The 16,803-nt window shown below is 68.4% G+C and carries 20 protein-coding genes; 9 read left to right on the top strand and 11 right to left on the bottom strand.

From position 1 onward, the window contains the following. Window positions 1-8 precede the first annotated feature (8 nt). On the top strand, window positions 9-929 hold the full coding sequence (locus QGN32_RS13930) for an MBL fold metallo-hydrolase (protein ID WP_326544966.1): 921 nt from the start codon (window positions 9-11) through the stop codon (window positions 927-929). Then, entirely contained in the window at window positions 920-2,158 is a 1,239-nt protein-coding gene (locus tag QGN32_RS13925) for an SLC13 family permease (RefSeq protein ID WP_326544965.1), read from the top strand. The genes QGN32_RS13930 and QGN32_RS13925 overlap by 10 nt, the downstream gene beginning before the upstream one ends. A gap of 6 nt (window positions 2,159-2,164) precedes the next feature. Here QGN32_RS13925 and rlmB read toward each other — a convergent pair whose 3' ends face one another. The 4 genes from rlmB to carD all read right to left on the bottom strand — a co-directional run bounded on the left by rlmB (window position 2,165) and on the right by carD (window position 5,595). Continuing rightward, complete coding sequence (gene rlmB, locus QGN32_RS13920; RefSeq protein WP_326544964.1) at window positions 2,165-3,109, bottom strand: 23S rRNA (guanosine(2251)-2'-O)-methyltransferase RlmB; 945 nt, start codon at window positions 3,107-3,109, stop codon at window positions 2,165-2,167. After that, a complete protein-coding gene (gene cysS / locus QGN32_RS13915) occupies window positions 3,110-4,495 on the bottom strand; it encodes a cysteine--tRNA ligase (RefSeq protein WP_326549067.1) in 1,386 nt (461 codons plus the stop codon). Between the two features lie 126 nt (window positions 4,496-4,621). Then, window positions 4,622-5,101, bottom strand: a complete 480-nt coding sequence (gene ispF / locus QGN32_RS13910) for a 2-C-methyl-D-erythritol 2,4-cyclodiphosphate synthase (RefSeq protein ID WP_326544963.1) — start codon at window positions 5,099-5,101, stop codon at window positions 4,622-4,624. A 5-nt stretch (window positions 5,102-5,106) separates the two neighbouring features. After that, complete coding sequence (carD, locus tag QGN32_RS13905; RefSeq protein WP_003888533.1) at window positions 5,107-5,595, bottom strand: RNA polymerase-binding transcription factor CarD; 489 nt, start codon at window positions 5,593-5,595, stop codon at window positions 5,107-5,109. Between the two features lie 341 nt (window positions 5,596-5,936). Between carD and QGN32_RS13900 the strand changes: the two genes are divergently transcribed. From QGN32_RS13900 to disA, 3 genes are read left to right on the top strand one after another with little or no spacing between them, the layout of a single operon-like run. Then, the gene (locus tag QGN32_RS13900; RefSeq protein WP_326544962.1) at window positions 5,937-6,491 is read left to right on the top strand and encodes a copper chaperone PCu(A)C domain-containing protein; all 555 of its coding nucleotides are present in this window, start codon (window positions 5,937-5,939) and stop codon (window positions 6,489-6,491) included. Window positions 6,492-6,524: 33 nt separating this feature from the next. Continuing rightward, window positions 6,525-7,925: a DNA repair protein RadA gene (gene radA, locus QGN32_RS13895; RefSeq protein ID WP_326544961.1), complete on the top strand. Its 1,401-nt coding sequence runs from the start codon at window positions 6,525-6,527 to the stop codon at window positions 7,923-7,925. 30 nt (window positions 7,926-7,955) lie between these two features. Continuing rightward, window positions 7,956-9,074 (top strand): DNA integrity scanning diadenylate cyclase DisA, encoded by a 1,119-nt coding sequence (gene disA, locus QGN32_RS13890; protein WP_326544960.1) that lies wholly within the window; start codon window positions 7,956-7,958, stop codon window positions 9,072-9,074. 4 nt (window positions 9,075-9,078) lie between these two features. Here the strand turns inward: disA and QGN32_RS13885 are convergent, their stop codons facing one another. After that, window positions 9,079-9,837, bottom strand: a complete 759-nt coding sequence (locus QGN32_RS13885) for a hypothetical protein (RefSeq protein ID WP_326544959.1) — start codon at window positions 9,835-9,837, stop codon at window positions 9,079-9,081. Between the two features lie 58 nt (window positions 9,838-9,895). After that, on the bottom strand, window positions 9,896-10,516 hold the full coding sequence (locus tag QGN32_RS13880) for a carbonic anhydrase (protein ID WP_326544958.1): 621 nt from the start codon (window positions 10,514-10,516) through the stop codon (window positions 9,896-9,898). On the opposite strand from QGN32_RS13880, the gene QGN32_RS13875 reads away from it, so the two are divergent. After that, on the top strand, window positions 10,515-11,390 hold the full coding sequence (locus tag QGN32_RS13875; RefSeq protein ID WP_326544957.1) for an iron-sulfur binding domain-containing protein: 876 nt from the start codon (window positions 10,515-10,517) through the stop codon (window positions 11,388-11,390). The two genes, QGN32_RS13880 and QGN32_RS13875, sit on opposite strands and share 2 nt — an antisense overlap. 14 nt (window positions 11,391-11,404) lie before the next feature. Here the strand turns inward: QGN32_RS13875 and QGN32_RS13870 are convergent, their stop codons facing one another. Next, window positions 11,405-12,400 (bottom strand): helix-turn-helix domain-containing protein, encoded by a 996-nt coding sequence (locus tag QGN32_RS13870; protein ID WP_326544956.1) that lies wholly within the window; start codon window positions 12,398-12,400, stop codon window positions 11,405-11,407. Window positions 12,401-12,471: 71 nt separating this feature from the next. On the opposite strand from QGN32_RS13870, the gene QGN32_RS13865 reads away from it, so the two are divergent. Then, window positions 12,472-12,693: a hypothetical protein gene (locus QGN32_RS13865; RefSeq protein WP_326544955.1), complete on the top strand. Its 222-nt coding sequence runs from the start codon at window positions 12,472-12,474 to the stop codon at window positions 12,691-12,693. On the opposite strand, the gene QGN32_RS13860 is transcribed toward QGN32_RS13865, so the two are convergent. After that, complete coding sequence (locus tag QGN32_RS13860; RefSeq protein ID WP_326544954.1) at window positions 12,667-13,431, bottom strand: alpha/beta fold hydrolase; 765 nt, start codon at window positions 13,429-13,431, stop codon at window positions 12,667-12,669. The two genes, QGN32_RS13865 and QGN32_RS13860, sit on opposite strands and share 27 nt — an antisense overlap. A 54-nt stretch (window positions 13,432-13,485) precedes the next feature. Between QGN32_RS13860 and mhuD the strand changes: the two genes are divergently transcribed. After that, window positions 13,486-13,809 (top strand): mycobilin-forming heme oxygenase MhuD, encoded by a 324-nt coding sequence (gene mhuD, locus QGN32_RS13855; RefSeq protein ID WP_326544953.1) that lies wholly within the window; start codon window positions 13,486-13,488, stop codon window positions 13,807-13,809. Beyond that, window positions 13,796-15,163 carry a serine hydrolase gene (locus tag QGN32_RS13850; RefSeq protein ID WP_326544952.1) on the top strand — a complete coding sequence of 456 codons (1,368 nt, stop codon included), beginning with the start codon at window positions 13,796-13,798 and terminating at the stop codon, window positions 15,161-15,163. Before mhuD ends, QGN32_RS13850 begins: the two co-directional genes overlap by 14 nt. A 1-nt stretch (window position 15,164) precedes the next feature. Here QGN32_RS13850 and QGN32_RS13845 read toward each other — a convergent pair whose 3' ends face one another. The 3 genes from QGN32_RS13845 to QGN32_RS13835 are packed head-to-tail and all read right to left on the bottom strand — an operon-like array spanning window position 15,165 to window position 16,765. Continuing rightward, window positions 15,165-15,716, bottom strand: coding sequence for a histidine phosphatase family protein (locus QGN32_RS13845; protein ID WP_326544951.1), 552 nt, complete (start codon window positions 15,714-15,716; stop codon window positions 15,165-15,167). Then, window positions 15,713-16,528, bottom strand: a complete 816-nt coding sequence (locus QGN32_RS13840) for a CbtA family protein (protein WP_326544950.1) — start codon at window positions 16,526-16,528, stop codon at window positions 15,713-15,715. Before QGN32_RS13840 ends, QGN32_RS13845 begins: the two co-directional genes overlap by 4 nt. A gap of 21 nt (window positions 16,529-16,549) precedes the next feature. Further along, complete coding sequence (locus tag QGN32_RS13835) at window positions 16,550-16,765, bottom strand: CbtB domain-containing protein (RefSeq protein ID WP_326544949.1); 216 nt, start codon at window positions 16,763-16,765, stop codon at window positions 16,550-16,552. Window positions 16,766-16,803: the final 38 nt, after the last annotated feature.

Genomic DNA, 16,803 nt, shown 5'->3' with positions numbered 1-16,803 from the left:
TTGGCGCTATGCGTCTGAAGCTCGGCCGGCCGGACCTGACCGATTACCAACGCTACTTCGACGCACCGCGGGCGACACCGAGCACACCTCTGACGGTCACCTGGGCAGGCGTCACCACGCTGCTGATCGACGACGGCGAATCGGCGGTGCTGACCGACGGTTTCTTCTCGCGCCCCAGCTTGCGCCATATCGGGCTGCGGCGACTGGCGCCGTCGGAACCGCGGATCGACGGCTGCCTGGCCCGGCTGCGCATCGAGCAATTGGAGGCCGTCCTACCGGTACACACTCACTACGACCATGCAATGGACAGCGCGGTGGTCGCCGAGCGGACCGGTGCGCGCATCGTCGGCGGCCAATCGGCCGCCCATGTCGGCCGCGGCCACGGGCTCCCGGAGGACCGCCTCGTCGTGGCCGATCCCGGTGACCCGATTCGCCTCGGCGCCTACGACGTCACGCTCATCGTGGGGTCGCACTGCCCACCCGATCGGTTCCCCGGTTCCATCGCCACGCCGGTCGTACCGCCGGTCAAGGTGTCGGCGTACCGGTGCGGCGAGGCATGGTCGACGCTGGTTCACCACCGTCCGTCGGATCGGCGCCTGCTGGTGGTCGGCAGCGCGGGATTCGTTTCCGGCGCACTGGCCGGACGGCAAGCCGACGTGGTGTACCTCGGGGTGGGCCAACTCGGTCTACAACCGGAGCGCTACCTCGTCGACTACTGGCAGGAGACGGTGCGGACGGTGCGCGCACGCCGCGTCGTGCTCATCCACTGGGACGACTTCTTTCGTCCGCTGTACAAACCCCTGCGCGCGCTCCCGTACGCCGCCGACGACCTCGACGTGTCCATCCGCGTGTTGTCGCGGCTGGCCGAAGACGACGGCGTCGCGCTGCACCTGCCCACGCTCTGGCAGCCCGCCAATCCGTGGCTCTGACCCTTGCGCTGACCGCGTTGGCGGTCGTGTTGGCGTTCGCGGTCGCCCGCCCGCACAGGTGGCCGGAAGCCGTGGTGGCGGTCCCCGCGGCTGGGCTGCTGATCGCTGCCGGGGTCATCGCCCCGGCGGAAGCGGCCGCGGAGGCCGGCCGGCTGCTGCCGGTGGTCGGGTTTCTGGCGGCGGTTCTGGTGTTGGCGCGGCTGTGCGCCGACGAGGGGGTGTTCCGCGCGGCGGGAGCGGTGATGGCACACGCCGCCGCGGGGAATCAGAACCGCCTGATGGCAACGATATTCGCAATCGCGGCGGCCACAACGGCAATCCTGAGCCTGGACGCCACCGTGCTGTTGCTAACGCCCGTCGTGCTGGCGACGACGCGCATGCTGTCGGTTCCCGCCACACCGCATGCCTACGCGACCGCGCACCTGGCCAACAGCGCGTCGCTGCTGTTGCCGGTGTCGAACCTGACCAACCTGTTGGCCTTCGCCGCCGCAGGCATCTCGTTCCTACGTTTCGCCGCGCTCATGACGCTGCCGTGGCTGGCGGCCATCGTAGTCGAATTCATCCTGCTGCGTTGGCTTTTCAAGCGTGAACTGTCGGTTGCCACTCAGCGCGTCGCGGACCAGGCAGTACACGTACCGGTGTTTGCCCTTGTCGTGCTGGGCCTGACCCTGGCCGGCTTCGTCGCCGCCTCGATACTCGGTGTGTCGCCGGCCTGGGCGGCGCTCGGCGGCGTCTTGGTGCTCGGCGGGCGGAGCCTGGTCCGGCGAAGCGGCACGGTGACCCGCCTCGTTGCGGCCGCGGACCTCCCGTTCCTGGTGTTCGTTCTGTGCCTGGGCGTCGTGGTCGACGCCGTGATGGTCAACGGTCTGGACACCGCGATGCAGGGCGTGCTGCCGACCGGCCAAAGCCTGCCGGCCCTGCTCGGGATCGCGGCCGTCGCCGCTGTGCTGTCGAACGCGGTCAACAATCTGCCCGCCGTGTTGGTGCTGCTGCCGCTGGTGTCGGCAGCGGGACCCGGGGCCGTATTGGCGGTGCTGATCGGAGTGAACATCGGCCCGAACCTGACCTACATCGGTTCGCTGGCCAATCTGCTCTGGCGGGGTGTCGTGCGACGCGAGATCGCAACCGGCCCAGTGGAGTTCAGCCGTATCGGGCTGTGCACGGTGCCGGTCACGCTGGTGGCATCGGTTGTGGGACTGTGGTTGGGAATGCAGCTGTTCGGGGTTTAGTGGGCTCTAGCCGCGGCGCTGGCGAGCGATCTCGGCGAGCACCACACCGGCGGCGACCGACGCATTCAATGATTCAGTGGGGCCCGCCATCGGAATGGACACCACCGCGTCGCACGTCTCCCGGACCAGGCGCGAGAGCCCCTTACCCTCGGAACCGACCACCACGACGATCGGTCCGGAACCATCCAGTTCGTCGACCGTGGTGTCGCCGTCGGCGTCCAACCCGACGATCTGCAATCCCGCGTCCGCCCACGCCTTGAGCGTGCGAGTGAGGTTCGTGGCCCGCGCGACCGGTAACCGCGCGGCCGCACCCGCACTGGTACGCCAGGCCACCGCGGTCACCGAGGCCGACCGGCGCTGCGGAATGAGCACGCCGTGACCGCCGAACGCGGCCACCGAACGCACGATCGCCCCGAGGTTGCGGGGATCGGAGATGTTGTCCAGCGCGACCAGCAGCGCCGGTGCGCCGTCCGCGGTCACCGCTGCCAGCAGATCATCCGGATGCGAATACGAGTAGGGCGGAACCTGAAGCGCCACACCCTGATGCAGACCGTTGGTGGCGATGCGGTCGAGGTCGTGGCGCGGTACCTCGAGGATCGAGATGCCGGCGTCGGCGGCGATCTGCACAGACTCGGTCAGCCGTTCGTCGGCGTCGGCGCCCAGTGCGACGTAGAGCGCCGTGGCGGGCACCCCGGCACGCAGACACTCCAGCACCGGATTACGGCCGAGGACGACCTCGGTGCCGTCGGTCTTCCTGGTCTGTCGTCGCGCCTGCGACTTGGCCGCCTTGGCCGCGCGCTTGGCGGCGGGATGGTTGGGGCGCATGTGCGCGGGCGGAGTGGCGCCGCGGCCTTCCAGCCCCCGTCGTCGCACACCGCCCGAACCCACCGTCGGGCCCTTCTTCGTTCCCGGTTTGCGGACCGCCCCCCGGCGCTTGGAGTTTCCGGCCATCTACGTCGCGTGCCCGTCGAGCAGCATCCACTGCGGACCGTCGGCGGTGTCGGTGACCTCGATGCCCGCATCCTTGAGACGGTCGCGAATCGCGTCCGCCTCGGCCCAGTCCCGCCGCGCCCGAGCGTCTTCGCGTCGCTTTACCTCCGCCCGCACCAGCACGTCCACCGCCGCCAGCGCGGCCGAGGTCTCGTCGTTGGACGCCCAACGCTCGTCGAGAGGGTCGGCCCCGAGGATGCCCATCATCGCGCGGATCGACATCGCCTGGTTCAACGCCGCCTCGTGGTCGCCGGCGTCCAGCGCGCGATTGCCCTCGGCGCGGGCTGCGTGCACCTCCGCCAACGCGATCGGCACCGAGAGATCGTCGTCGAGCGCCGCGGCGAACTTCGGTGTCCACTCGCCGGGCACCACCGCACCGACGCGCGTACGCACTCGGTGCAGGAAGTCCTCGATCCCGGTGTAGGCCCTCGCGGCGTCCTGCAGCGCCGTCTCCGTGAACTCGAGCATCGACCGGTAGTGCGCACTGCCCAGGTAGTACCGCAGTTCTGCGGCTCGAACCCGTTGCAGCACAGCGGGAATCGCGAGCACATTGCCCAGTGACTTGCTCATCTTCTCGCCGCCCATGGTCACCCAGCCGTTGTGCAGCCAGTACCGGGCGAACGGGTCACCGGCGGCCTCGGCCTGGGCGATCTCGTTCTCATGGTGCGGGAACACCAGATCCATCCCGCCCGCGTGGATGTCGAACTCCGCGCCGAGGTACGCCTGGCACATCGCGACGCATTCGGTATGCCAGCCCGGTCGACCGCGGCCCCACGGCGTCGGCCACGACGGTTCACCGGGTTTGGCGCCCTTCCACAGCGTGAAGTCGCGTTCGTCGCGCTTGCCGGTCGCGACGCCCTCGCCCTGATGCACGTCGTCGATCTTGTGCCCGGACAACTTCCCGTAGGCCGGCAGGCTGAGCACGTCGAAGTACACGTCGCGCGCCGCGTCTCCGGAGCCGACGTACGCGTGATCCCGCTCGATCAACCGCTCGATCAACTCGACCATCTGCGTGATGTGGCCGGTGGCCCGAGGCTCGGCCGACGGCGGAAGCACCCCGAGCGCGTCGTAGGCCGCCGAGAACGCCCGCTCGTAGGTGGCCGCCCACTCCCACCACGGCCTGCCCGCGTCGGCGGCCTTGGCGAGGATCTTGTCGTCGATGTCGGTGACGTTGCGGATGAACGTGACGTCGTAGTCCTTGGCCATCAGCCAGCGCCGCAGTACGTCGAATGCGACCCCGCTGCGCACGTGCCCTATGTGTGGCAGTCCCTGGACTGTGGCGCCGCAGAGGTAGACCGAGGCGTGACCGGGACGCACGGGGACGAAGTCGCGTACCGCACCGGTCATGGTGTCGTGCAGCCTCAGGTCGGTCACGACCAAGAACCGTTCGCTCCGCTCACAGCCGTCCAACCGTTCGCTCCGCTCACAGCCGTCCAACCGTTCGCTCCGCTCACGACGGGCCAGCTTACCGGCCTATTCGGCCTCGACGACCAACGCGGTCGCGATCGCGGCCAGACCCTCGCCCCGCCCGGTCAGCCCCAGGCCGTCGGTGGTGGTCGCGCTCACCGACACGGGGGCGTCGAGCAATCCGGACAGCATCTCCTGTGCCTCACCACGGCGCGGACCGACCTTGGGTTGGTTGCCGATGACCTGAACGGCCGCGTTGACGACGCGCAGACTGCGCGCGGAGAGGAGCTGACGGACGTGCCGAAGCATGGCCGCGCCACCGGCGTCGCGCCATTCCTCGCGACCGGTGCCGAAAACCTCACCGAGGTCGCCCAGACCGGCCGCCGACAGCAGCGCATCGCACAGGGCGTGCGCTGCGACGTCACCGTCGGAGTGGCCGGCGCAGCCGTCGGCGTCATCGAACAACAGGCACAGCAACCAGCAGGGTCGTCCTACCTGAATGGGATGAACGTCGGTGCCGAGCCCGACCCGTGGCAGGCTCGTCATCGGCTTCAGGAGGCGGCGGCGAGTGCCTCGTCGAGGATGGTCGCGGCCTTCTCATCGTCGGTGTTCTCGGCCAGCGCCAGCTCGCCCACCAGGATCTGCCGCGCCTTGGCCAGCATCCGCTTCTCACCCGCGGACAGGCCACGCTCCTGGTCGCGCCGCCACAAGTCGCGCACGACCTCCGCGACCTTGTTCACGTCGCCCGAGGCCAACTTCTCGAGGTTGGCCTTGTACCGCCGCGACCAGTTGGTCGGCTCCTCGGTATGGGGGGCGCGGAGCACCTGGAACACCTTGTCCAGGCCCTCCTGTCCGACGACGTCGCGGACCCCGACATACTCTGCATTCTCGGCGGGCACTCGAACCGTGAGGTCCCCCTGGGCGACCTTCAAGACGAGATATTCCTTCTGCTCGCCTTTGATGGTCCGGGTTTCGATCGCCTCGATTAACGCAGCACCGTGGTGGGGATAAACAACGGTGTCTCCGACCTTGAAAATCATCAGTTTCGAGCCCCTTTCACACTTCAATGCTAGCACGGTGCCCAGCCGGGGGTCGGCCAACGGTGCAGGTCAGGGGCACCTCAAGTGAACAATAGGGCTTGACACGCCCGCGAATCCGTGCATGGCGGAGGGATATTGACGGTGTGCGCGACGCGTCTGGAAGGTAGCTGCCGCAGGCCGTTGATCATGGGGTAGCGGCACTTAGGAGGTAGCTGTCGGGCGGTTTGGGCCGCCCTGTCGGCCCTGCGCTACCACCGCCCGCGCTCACCTACTACTGTGCATAGTCGAAATCCCCGCGACCGGTCGCATCGGTCGCCTCGACGGTCGAGCAGGAGGCAAGAGTGGACCGCTTCAAACTGGCCGCCTGCGGGCTGGCCGCCGCCGTCGCACTGGTCGGCTGCAGTTCCGGGCAGGTCTCGCAGATGGCCACGCAGGAGCCAGCGGTCAACGGCACCAGCGCGAACCTCGGCGCGATCGCGTTGCGCAACGTGCACCTGCGGGCCGATCAGGTGACCGACTTCGTCCGCCCGGGCAAAGAGGTGGAACTGATCTTCCAGGCGTCCAACAGCTCACCCGACGAAGCCGACAAGCTTGAGTCGATCACCTCTGAGGTCGGCACGGTGACACTGACCGGCGACACCACCGTGCCCGCGAGCGGCGTGCTCACCGTCGGCGCGCCAGACGGGCAGATCACCCCGCTGGAGAGCGTCGAGGCCGCCGAGGCCGCCGAAGCGAAGGTGGCGTTGAACAAGCCGATCACCAATGGGCTGACGTACGACTTCACGTTCAAGTTCGAGAAAGCCGGCGAGGCCAAGGTCCGCGTGCCCATCTCGGCCGGTGAGGCGCCGCGCCGGGGGGATGCTGTCGAAGCGGGCGGACACGGCGGCGGGCACTGAGATTCTGTCGGCGGTGACGGCTACCGTCACTATGTGGCCAAAGGTGGCGTCAAGGGGCGTTCGCAGCACCGCTGCTCGGAGTGCCACCGCATCAGCCCTAAATGGGTCGGTCGGTGCCCGGAGTGCGGCGCCTGGGGCACGGTCGACGAGGTAGCTCCGCTCTCCGCCGTGGCCGGTTCGGCCGCGCGCCGTTCGGTCGCACCGTCCTCCCCCGCCGTCCCGATAAGTTCGATCCATCCCGGCCGTACCCGCCACTTCCCCACCGGTGTCGCGGAGTTGGACCGGGTGCTCGGCGGCGGCCTGGTGCCCGGATCGGTGACGCTGCTGGCCGGCGACCCCGGGGTTGGCAAGTCGACGTTGTTGCTCGAGGTCGCGCACCAGTGGGCGGTGGCCGGTAGACGCGCGCTGTACCTCTCGGGCGAGGAGTCCGCCGGCCAGATCCGAATGCGGGCCGGACGCACGAGATGTACGCACGACGAGGTCTTCCTGGCGGCGGAATCTGACCTGGCGACAGCGCTGGGACACATCGACGACGTGCGGCCCAGCCTGGTGGTGGTCGATTCGGTACAGACGATGTCGTGCACCGAGGCCGACAGTGTGGCCGGGGGTGTCACCCAGGTGCGCGCGGTCACCACCGCGCTGACGTCCTATGCCAAGGCCGGCCCATCACCGGGCGTCGCGATGATCCTCGTCGGGCACGTGACCAAGGACGGCGCGATCGCCGGTCCGCGCTCGCTCGAGCATCTGGTCGATGTCGTCCTGCACTTCGAGGGCGATCGCGCGTCGTCGCTGCGGATGGTCCGCGGCATCAAGAACCGGTTCGGCGCCGCCGACGAGGTGGGCTGTTTTCTGTTGCACGACAACGGGATCGAGGGAGTGGCCGACCCGTCGGGCCTGTTCCGCGATGAGCGGCCCGAACCCGTGGCCGGTACCGCGATCACCGTCACCCTCGACGGCAAGCGCCCGTTGATCGGCGAGGTGCAGGCCCTGATCGGGGCGCCCGCGAACGGAACACCGCGACGGGCCGTCAGCGGTATCGACTCCTCGCGGGCCGCGATGATCACCGCGGTGTTGGACAAGCACGCGGGGCTGACCGTCGGCGCCCGCGACATCTACCTGTCCACGGTGGGCGGGATGCGGCTGACCGATCCATCGGCGGATCTCGCGATCGCGGTGGCCATCGCCTCGTCATCGATGGACCTGCCGATGCCCGCCGCGGCCGTCGCGATCGGCGAGGTGGGCCTGGCGGGCGACCTGCGGCGCGTCACCGGCATGGACCGTCGCCTTGCCGAAGCGGCGCGGCTCGGCTTCACATCGGCGGTGGTACCGCCCGGTGTGACCTCGGTGCCGGCGGGGTTGCGCGCGATCACGGCCGGCGACATCGGTTCGGCGTTGCGGGTCTTGCGGGACATCAGCGAAGATCAGCGGAGATAGTGCAGTGGCGGCCGATCCTAGGGAGGGGCGATGGCCGTGAAGTCGGGTGGCAGATCAGGCCGCAGGGTGGTGCCGCTGGCGCGGCCCACCATGCGCGAGACCATCGCCCGGTTGGCTCCTGGTACGGCGTTGCGCGACGGCCTCGAGCGCATCCTGCGGGGCCGCACCGGCGCCCTGATCGTGATCGGTTACGACGAGAGCGTCGAGGCCATCTGCGACGGCGGCTTCTCGCTCGACGTCCGCTATGCGCCGACCCGGCTGCGCGAGTTGTCGAAGATGGACGGCGCCGTCGTGCTTTCCAGCGACGGGGGGCACATCCTACGGGCCAACGTGCAGTTGGTGCCCGATCCGTCGATCCCGACCGAAGAGTCCGGGACCCGGCACAGATCCGCCGAACGCGCGGCGATCCAGACCGGTTACCCGGTGATCTCGGTGAGCCACTCGATGAGCATCGTGACGGTCTACGTCGACGGTGGGCGCCACGTGGTCCCGGAGTCGGCGACCATCCTGTCGCGCGCGAACCAGACCATCGACACGCTGGAGCGCTACAAGACGCGACTCGACGAGGTCAGCAGGCAGCTTTCGACAGCTGAGATCGAAGACTTCGTCACCTTGCGCGACGTGATGACCGTCGTGCAGCGACTCGAGATGGTTCGTCGCATCAGCCTCGAAATCGACTCGGATGTGGTCGAACTCGGCACCGATGGCCGTCAGCTCAAACTTCAACTCGAGGAACTGGTCGGCGACAACGACACCGCCCGCGAGCTCATCGTGCGCGACTATCACGCGAACCCGGATCCGCCGTCGGCGGCGCAGGTGAGCGCCACGCTCGAGGAACTCGACACGCTCTCCGACAACGAGCTGCTCGACTTCACAACGCTGGCAAGAGTTTTCGGCTATCCGTCGACCCTCGAGGCGCAGGACTCGGCGATGAGCTCACGCGGCTATCGCGCGATGGCCGGGATCCCGCGCCTGCAGTTCGCCCACGTCGACCTGCTGGTTCGTTCGTTCGGTTCCCTGCAGGGCTTGCTGGCAGCCAGCGCGGGCGATCTCCAGTCGGTCGAGGGAATCGGCTCCATGTGGGCGCGCCACATCCGCGAGGGTTTATCGCAGTTGGCCGAGTCGACGATCGCCGACCGGCTGGCGTAGGTCCTCAGTTCGGTACGGGCCCTGGGGGCGGGGCCGCGCCGTCACCGTGGGTCGGCGCCTGGGGTGCGGCGAGAATGAACGGCACCGTCGCCGAGCGCAGATTGCCCAACTGCACGACGAGGTTGTAGGTGCCGGGCCCGATCGGTTGCCGCGGCAGCGGGCAGCCCGGAGCCGAACCCATGCCCGTCCAGGTGACCTCGGTCGTCACCTGCTCGCCGGGCTGGAAGGTCTTGACCAGCGTTTCGTTCGACGGCGCACAGTCGAGGTTGGACCAGAGCCGGGAGTTGTCCAACGAGTAGACGTAGGCGGCCAGCACTGCGGCGCCGACATCCCGTTTGCAGCCGACGAGCCCGATGTTGGTGACGACCATCGTGAACTTCGGCTGCTCGCCGACGACGTATTGCGGTTGGTTGGTGATGCCCTTGACCGCAAGCGCCGAGTCCGGGCAGTCGTCGCCCTCCTTGAGCACCGGAGGCGGTACGACAGCCGCGGTCGGCGTCGCGGTCGGTGGCGGCGCATCCTGCGCCGGCGGCATCACCGGCGTTTTGACCTCTGGGTTCTCTCCCGGCAGTGGCGTCGGCGCGGACGCCCCGGCGGGGGCGGGCGCCTCGCCTTCGGCGTCGGTGCCCCCGGTGTTCTTCACGACCACGACAACGATGGCCGCGATCACGCCGATCACGAGGACCGCTATGCCCAGCGCTAGTGCCCTGCGACGCCAGTAGATCTGCGTCGGTAGCGGGCCATGCGGTTCCAGATCCAGCACAAGTCCAAGGTAGGCCCAGGTCACACCTAATTGGGCGACGTCGCCCGGCGTGTCGCCCTCAGCCTTCGCCGATGTCGCCGAGATGGTTGCGCAACACCACCCGCCCGTCGGCGAGTTGGTAGGTGACGCCGACGATCGCCAACTCGCCCGCCGCCACACGATCGGCCACCGTGGTCGAGCGGGCGAGCAGCTGCGCTCCGGTCTCGGTGACATGACGGGCTTCGAACTCATCGACCCTGCTCAAGCCGTCGCGACGGCCCAACAGGATCGACGGGATCACGCGCTCCACGATGTCGCGTACGTAGCCGCCGGGCACCACCCCGTCGTCGAGGGCCCCCAGGGTCGCCTTCACCGCACCGCAGCTGTCGTGGCCGAGCACCACAATCAAAGGCACGTCGAGCACCGCGACCGCGTACTCGATCGAGCCGAGCACCGAGGAATCGATGACGTGGCCGGCGGTCCGGACCACGAACATGTCGCCCAATCCCTGATCGAAGATCAGTTCGGCGGCCACCCGGCTGTCCCCGCAACCGAACACCACCGCAGTCGGCTTCTGCGACGTGGCCAGGCTGGCCCGGTGCTCGACACCTTGGCTGGGATGCAGGGGCTTACCGGCGACGAAGCGCTCGTTACCCTCTTTGAGTGCTTTCCACGCGGTCACTGGGCTGGTGTTGGGCATGACCAACATTGTGCACCAGTTGGTCGAGTGGTACGGCCGCGAGCACCGCGGCCTGCCGTGGCGCAGGCCCGGGGTCACGCCGTGGCAGATCCTCGTCAGCGAGTTCATGCTGCAGCAGACGCCGGTCGCACGCGTCGAGCCGGTGTGGGTTTCGTGGGTGCAGCGCTGGCCCACGCCGTCGGCGACGGCAGCGGCGGGCGCCGCCGACGTGCTGCGGGCGTGGGGAAAGCTCGGCTATCCGCGCCGGGCCAAACGGTTACACGAGTGCGCGACGCTCATCGCCAGCGAGTATGACGACGCCGTGCCGTCTGACGTCGAAACGCTGCTGATGCTGCCGGGTGTCGGCGCGTACACCGCGCGTGCGATCGCCTGCTTCGCCTACCGCCAGCGGGTGCCGGTGGTCGACACGAACGTCCGGCGGGTGGTCGCCCGGGTCGTGCACGGCCGTGCCGACGCCGCCGCCGCGTCGTCACTGCGCGACCTCGCCGACGTCGAGGCGCTGCTGCCCGATGGTGAGCTGGCGCCGACGTTTTCGATCGCGCTGATGGAGCTCGGCGCGACGGTCTGCACGGCTCGGAACCCGCGGTGTGGATTGTGTCCGCTGAGTGCGTGCGCGTGGCGCTCCCGGGGTTTTCCCGCATCGACCTCGCCGGCGCGACGCGGGCAGCGCTATGCCGGCACCGACCGGCAGGTCCGCGGCCGGTTGCTGGATGTGCTGCGCGGCAACGATTCGCCCGTCACGCGCGCACAGCTCGACGTCGCGTGGCCCTCCGATGCCGCGCAGCGCGACCGCGCACTGGACTCGCTTCTGGTGGACGGTCTCATCGAGCAGACCGCAGACGGCCGGTTCGCGCTCGCCGGCGAAGGCGGCTAGGCGCGCGACATCGGTCAGCCGGTGGCCAGTTCGTTCCCCGCAGCAGGGTCTGAACCCGCTGTGCCGCAGGCGAACCGGCGCCGGTAGTCCGACGGTGTCACGCCGATGATCCGGCGGAAGTGGTGGCGCAGAAGCGTCGCTGTGCCGAAGCCGCTGCGTTCGGCGATCCGGTCGACGTCGAGATCGGTCTCCTCGAGCAGGGTGCGCGCGTACAGCACCCGCTGGTCGGTCACCCACTGAATCGGGGTGCGGCCGGTCTCCTCCACGAACCGGCGCGCGAAGGTCCGCATCGACATGTGCGCACGCGCCGCCAACGCGGCGACAGTGTGCGGCTTTTCGAGATTCCCGAGTATCCATTCCAGATGTGGGGCAAAGCCTTGCGAACACCGGACGGGAATCGGCTGGTCGATGTACTGGCGCTGGCCCCCGTCGCGTTGCGGCGGCACCACCATCCGGCGCGCGATCTTGTTGGTCACCTCGCTGCCGAGTTCACGCCGGACCAGATGCAGGCACGCGTCGATTCCGGCCGCGGTACCCGCGCTGGTGATCAGGTTGCCGTCGTCGACGAACAGTACGTCGCGGTCGACCTTGGCTGTGGGGTACTTGCGCGCGAGTTCGTCGGCGTGCATCCAGTGCGTCGTACAGGGCCTGCCGTCGAGCAGTCCGGCGGCGCCCGCGACGAAGGCGCCCGAGCACACCGTGAGGATGGTCGATCCGGAGTCGGCTGCCGCCCGGACGGCCGCCAGTGCCGCCGGCAGATATTCCGTGCCGCCGATCGCGGGAATGGCGACCAGGTCGGCGCCGATCAGGTCGGCGAGGCCGTGGCCAGGGGCGAGCGTGGCGCCGACGGAGGTGCGAAGCGGCTCACCCGGGGCCGGACCGCAGACCTTGAAGTCGAAGTTGGGCACGCCGTCGCCGGAGCGGTCGACACCGAAGACCTCGCAGATGACACCGAACTCGAACATCGCCAGACCGTCCAGCACGAGCGTCGATACGCTCTCGATTGACATGGCAGTATTTTATTCCCAAGTGGCCTCACTGCCACTGCTGGCCGGATCTTATCTGGCGAAGAATTACTGCCATGACCACTGCTCTGACACTGCTGATCCTGGCTTCACCGTTGGCGGTGGCCGCCGCGTTCGCCCGCGCCGCGCGCCATTCCGCCCGGGCGGCACCGGTGGGCCGACACTTCGAGGACGACCGTGACATGCTGCGCTTCGAGCATGACCTGGACGCGATCCGTACCCGGTTCGAGCGTCAACCGGCCTGGCCGCGATCAGGCGCCATCGGCGAGCGCCGTTAGGAAGGACTCGACCGCCTGCCGATAGGCGTGCGGCGCGTCGTCGTGGATGAGGTGGCCGGCGCCGGGCACCCGCAGATACGTGGTGCGGTGGCCCGTCTGCGCCATCCGCGCCATCTGGCCTGCCGGCGTGACGGAGTCGTCCGCCTCGATCAACAGCGCCGGAACGCGTACGGCTTGCCACTCGCGCCAATAGTCGCGGGTGCCCCACTCGGCGGCGATCTCGATCCAGACATTGGCACGCCCGTGCAACCGCCAGCCGGTCGCGGTGCGGTCGAACGCCTCGAGGAAGTACTGGCCGGCCACCGGGCCGAACTCGTCGTAAATCCGTTGCGCAGAGCCGAATTCGACCGGCAGCGCGTGTAGCCACGGCTCCCAGGGGCCGGTGGTGCGGCCGCGGAAGTCCGGTGCCATGTCCTCGATGACCAACGCCTCCACCAGGTCGGGACGCGTCGCGGCCAGGCACCACGAATGCAGTCCGCCCATCGAATGGCCGATCAGGACGACGGGCTTTCCGATCGTCGCGACCGCGTCGCCGAGTTCGGCGACCAACCGCTCGGTGCTGATCGGCCGGTCGTCGTCGACGTCTCGGCCGCGGTGCCACGGCGCGTCGTAGGTGTAGACATCGCCCAGCCGGGTCAGCCACGGCAACTGCCGGGACCAGGTACTGCCCCGTCCCATCAAACCGTGGACGAGGACAAGCGGTCGACCCTTGCCGCCTCGACGGGTCAGGGATCGCATGCCGACATCATCACGCGTGGGGCGGCGCACCGCGCATTCGGTAGCCTGATTCGCATGCCTAGCCAGAATCCCGTGGTGAAGATCAACGCAATCGAGGTCCCGGCCGACGCCGGTCCTGAACTGGAGAAGCGGTTCGCGCACCGCGCCCACGCCGTCGACAACCAACCCGGCTTCCTCGGCTTTCAGCTCCTGCGACCCGTCAAGGGTGAAAACCGCTATTTCGTAGTCACGCAGTGGGAGTCCGAGGAGGCGTTCCAGGCCTGGGCGACCGGCCCGGCCATCGAAGCCCACAAGGGCCAGCAGGCCAACCCGGTTGCCACCGGCGCCTCGCTGCTCGAGTTCGAGGTCGTCCTCGACGTTGCGGGTGCCAGCAAATAAGCGAAGGCTCGACGCGCGCCGTGCGCTCTGGCTGACGGTCACGGCCTCGTTGGTCGTCGCGCTCGTCGGTTGCACGAAGGTCGACCCGGTACCGGCCGACGCCGCGTACGGCACGCCGATCGAAATCAACACCCCTCAGGGGCTGCGCGCCAAGCAGACACTCGACATGCTCAACTCCGACTGGCCGATCGGCCCGGTCGGGGTGCGCACGATGGCGGTGCCCGAGAAGGTCGACGACATCGCGTTCAAGCTCGACAGGATCTGGTGGGACCGGCCGTTCACGGTCACCGACGTCGAGATCGGCGCCGGAGCGGCCAAAATCGGGGTACTGACGTCCTACGGAGTCGCACAGGAGATCGACCTGCGCACCGACGACGCGGGACTGGTGGACCGGTTCGATGTGACGTTGCGGCCACCGGTCATCGACGAATGGGCGGACGTCGACGCCGAGCTGACGAAGTCCGGCGCGCGCTATTCGTATCAAGTGTCGAAGGTGGTCCCGAACAGTTCGAAGTGCGAGGTGATGGCCGGGACCAACACCGAGCTGTCGCTGCCGTTGGCGTCGATCTTCAAACTCTATGTGCTGCTCGCGGTCGCCGACGCGGTCAAGGCGGGCACCCTGAAGTGGACCGACCCGTTGACCATCACGAAGCGGGCCAAGGCAGTCGGTTCGGCCGGCCTCGAAGAGCTCCCTCCAGGCGCGCGGGTCTCGGTGAGAACCGCTGCGCAGCAGATGATCTCGGCCAGCGACAATATGGCCACCGATCTCTTGATCGGCCGCCTCGGCCCCGGTGCGGTGGAGCGGGCGCTGATCTCGGCGGGCCACCACGACCCGGCGAGCATGACGCCGTTTCCGACCATGCACGAGATGTTCTCGGTCGGCTGGGGGCGACCCGACCTCCGTGAACAGTGGCGCCAAGCCGTCGAAAGAGGTGGCCCGCAGGGCCGTGCGCAATTGCTCCAGCAGACGAGTTCCCGTCCCTACGAACCGGACCCACAACGCACACACACGCCGGCTTCGAACTTCGGGGCGGAGTGGTACGGCAGCGCCGCCGACATCTGCCGCGTGCACATCGCATTGCAGGCGGCCGCGGTCGGCGAGGCCGCACCGGTCAAGGACATCCTTGCCGCGATTCCCGGTATCGATCTGGACCGGTCGAAGTGGGATTACATCGGGGCCAAGGGCGGAAACCTGCCGGGCGACCTGACGTTCAGCTGGTATACCGTCGACCACACCGGCCAGCCGTGGGTGGTCAGCTTCCAGTTGAACTGGCCGCGCTACCGCAGTCCCACGGCCGCCGGATGGTTGTTGTCGATCGTGCGCCAGGCCTTCGACCTCGTGCCGATCGGGTGACTCAGCGGTTCGACCGGAGCGTCCATGCATGCCCACGGAAATGCATGACGGTACGGCTCGCCGGCGCAATGTCAATGCGCCAGAACGACTTTGCGGGTGCATCGAGGGCAACCAGAATCGCGGCTCGGATCACCGCCGGATGCGTGACCGCCACCAGCCGGGCGCGATGGTCGGTCAGTGAGTCCATCCATCCGCGGACCCGGTCGACCAGGTCGACCACCGATTCGCCGCCGTGCGGCGCTTGCGTCGGGTCGGTCAGCCAGATCGCCAGGTCCGCCGGTCGAACCCCGCCCAGCACATCGCCTCGCCACCGACCGCAGTCCAAATCGGCCAGCCTACTGTCGACCTCAGCCTGAAGACCGAGCAGTTCGGCGGTCTGCCGAGCGCGCTTCTCGGGACCGCAGAAGGCCGCATCGGCGACGCCCAGGTCGATGGACGCGTCGACCTGCCGGTGACCGACCGGGTTCAACGGCTCGTCGGTGGGAAATCGTCCGGCCGACATTGCGTCGGTCAACGCATGGGACACGAGTGTCAGCCGAACGACCTCACTCACGCAGACATGCTCTCCCGCCGCTTCTCCCCGAGCAGGCGCGTGACCATCGCACCGAACACCAGCGCGATCGTCGCGTACATGACGAGCTGGGTGCCCAGCGAGAAAAGCCGGAACTCATAGAGATCGTCGGCCGGGAAGCCTTCGTAGACGATGGTGCCCGCGGCGTCGGTCAGGGGCCCCGGTGTCTCGTTGACGCTCGGCAGTACCAGCATCATGACGGCGACCGCGACGATGTAGGACCCCGCAGCGGCCAACGTCGCGTTCCATGCCCCCAGGCGTGCGGCCAATCGCCGGCCCAGGTACACCGCCCCGACCAACAGGGCCGCGGACAGCACCACGATCAGCAGGTACAGCAGGGTGCGCTGCCGGATCGTCTCGTCGAGGCTCACCGCGGGTGGACTCGCCGGATACTTCAACGCAGGAACGATGTAGAGGCTCAACAACATTCCGCCGGCCACGTACACCGACAGCAGCCGTGCCGAGACCGTGCCCTTTCCACCGACGCGGGAATAGGCCACGGTGAACACGACGCTGAACAACGCGGCGATCGCCAGGCTGAAGGCCAGCACCCCGAACCCCATGCCGATGTTCATCTGGACGCCGCGGGTGAAGCCCTCGAACCCCGCACCGCCGTGGTGGTGATGTCCGGCGTGTGCGGCGCTGTGCAACGCCTCGTGTGCGGCGCCGACACCCTCTTCGTATCCGATCGCCCGCTCGATGACGGGTTCGACGAAGATGCGGGCGAAGACGAAGGCCAATACTCCAGCCAGGGCGCCGGCCAGCAGGCCGCGCCCGATGATCTGCTTTTCCATCGTGTCGGCTGCCTCCGGAGATCAGTGGCAGGGGAAGCCGAGCAAGTGGCGGGCGTCATGCACGAACTCGTGGATGACGGTGTTGTTGCCGAACACCGACGTCGCACCCTGGTCCAGGCCGACGAAGTAGAGGACCAGAAGGGCGAAGAATGCGGTGAGCGTCAGCCACATCACCGCCTTGGTGGCGGAGAAGTCCAGCGCGGGCGCAACGCTCTTACGGGCGTCGGGAGAGGTCATGTCGGTGTCCTTTCCGGGATTTCGCGTCCCAGTTCCCG

The organism is Mycolicibacterium sp. ND9-15 (genome assembly GCF_035918395.1).
Lineage (GTDB): Bacteria > Actinomycetota > Actinomycetes > Mycobacteriales > Mycobacteriaceae > Mycobacterium.
Note: the sequence above shows the minus strand (reverse complement) of the source record. Positions and strands in the feature narration are given on the sequence as shown.

Coding starts and splice junctions, on each gene's coding strand:
- QGN32_RS13860 (WP_326544954.1), bottom strand. CDS start 13,431: ATGCGATCCCTGACCCGTCGAGGCGGCAAGGGTCGACCGCTTGTCCTC.
- QGN32_RS13840 (WP_326544950.1), bottom strand. CDS start 16,528: ATGGAAAAGCAGATCATCGGGCGCGGCCTGCTGGCCGGCGCCCTGGCT.
- disA (WP_326544960.1), top strand. CDS start 7,956: ATGGCCGTGAAGTCGGGTGGCAGATCAGGCCGCAGGGTGGTGCCGCTG.
- ispF (WP_326544963.1), bottom strand. CDS start 5,101: ATGACGAGCCTGCCACGGGTCGGGCTCGGCACCGACGTTCATCCCATT.
- QGN32_RS13870 (WP_326544956.1), bottom strand. CDS start 12,400: ATGTCAATCGAGAGCGTATCGACGCTCGTGCTGGACGGTCTGGCGATG.
- QGN32_RS13880 (WP_326544958.1), bottom strand. CDS start 10,516: ATGCCCAACACCAGCCCAGTGACCGCGTGGAAAGCACTCAAAGAGGGT.
- cysS (WP_326549067.1), bottom strand. CDS start 4,495: ATGACCGGTGCGGTACGCGACTTCGTCCCCGTGCGTCCCGGTCACGCC.
- QGN32_RS13865 (WP_326544955.1), top strand. CDS start 12,472: ATGACCACTGCTCTGACACTGCTGATCCTGGCTTCACCGTTGGCGGTG.
- QGN32_RS13930 (WP_326544966.1), top strand. CDS start 9: ATGCGTCTGAAGCTCGGCCGGCCGGACCTGACCGATTACCAACGCTAC.
- carD (WP_003888533.1), bottom strand. CDS start 5,595: ATGATTTTCAAGGTCGGAGACACCGTTGTTTATCCCCACCACGGTGCT.
- QGN32_RS13875 (WP_326544957.1), top strand. CDS start 10,515: ATGACCAACATTGTGCACCAGTTGGTCGAGTGGTACGGCCGCGAGCAC.
- QGN32_RS13835 (WP_326544949.1), bottom strand. CDS start 16,765: ATGACCTCTCCCGACGCCCGTAAGAGCGTTGCGCCCGCGCTGGACTTC.
- rlmB (WP_326544964.1), bottom strand. CDS start 3,109: ATGGCCGGAAACTCCAAGCGCCGGGGGGCGGTCCGCAAACCGGGAACG.
- mhuD (WP_326544953.1), top strand. CDS start 13,486: ATGCCTAGCCAGAATCCCGTGGTGAAGATCAACGCAATCGAGGTCCCG.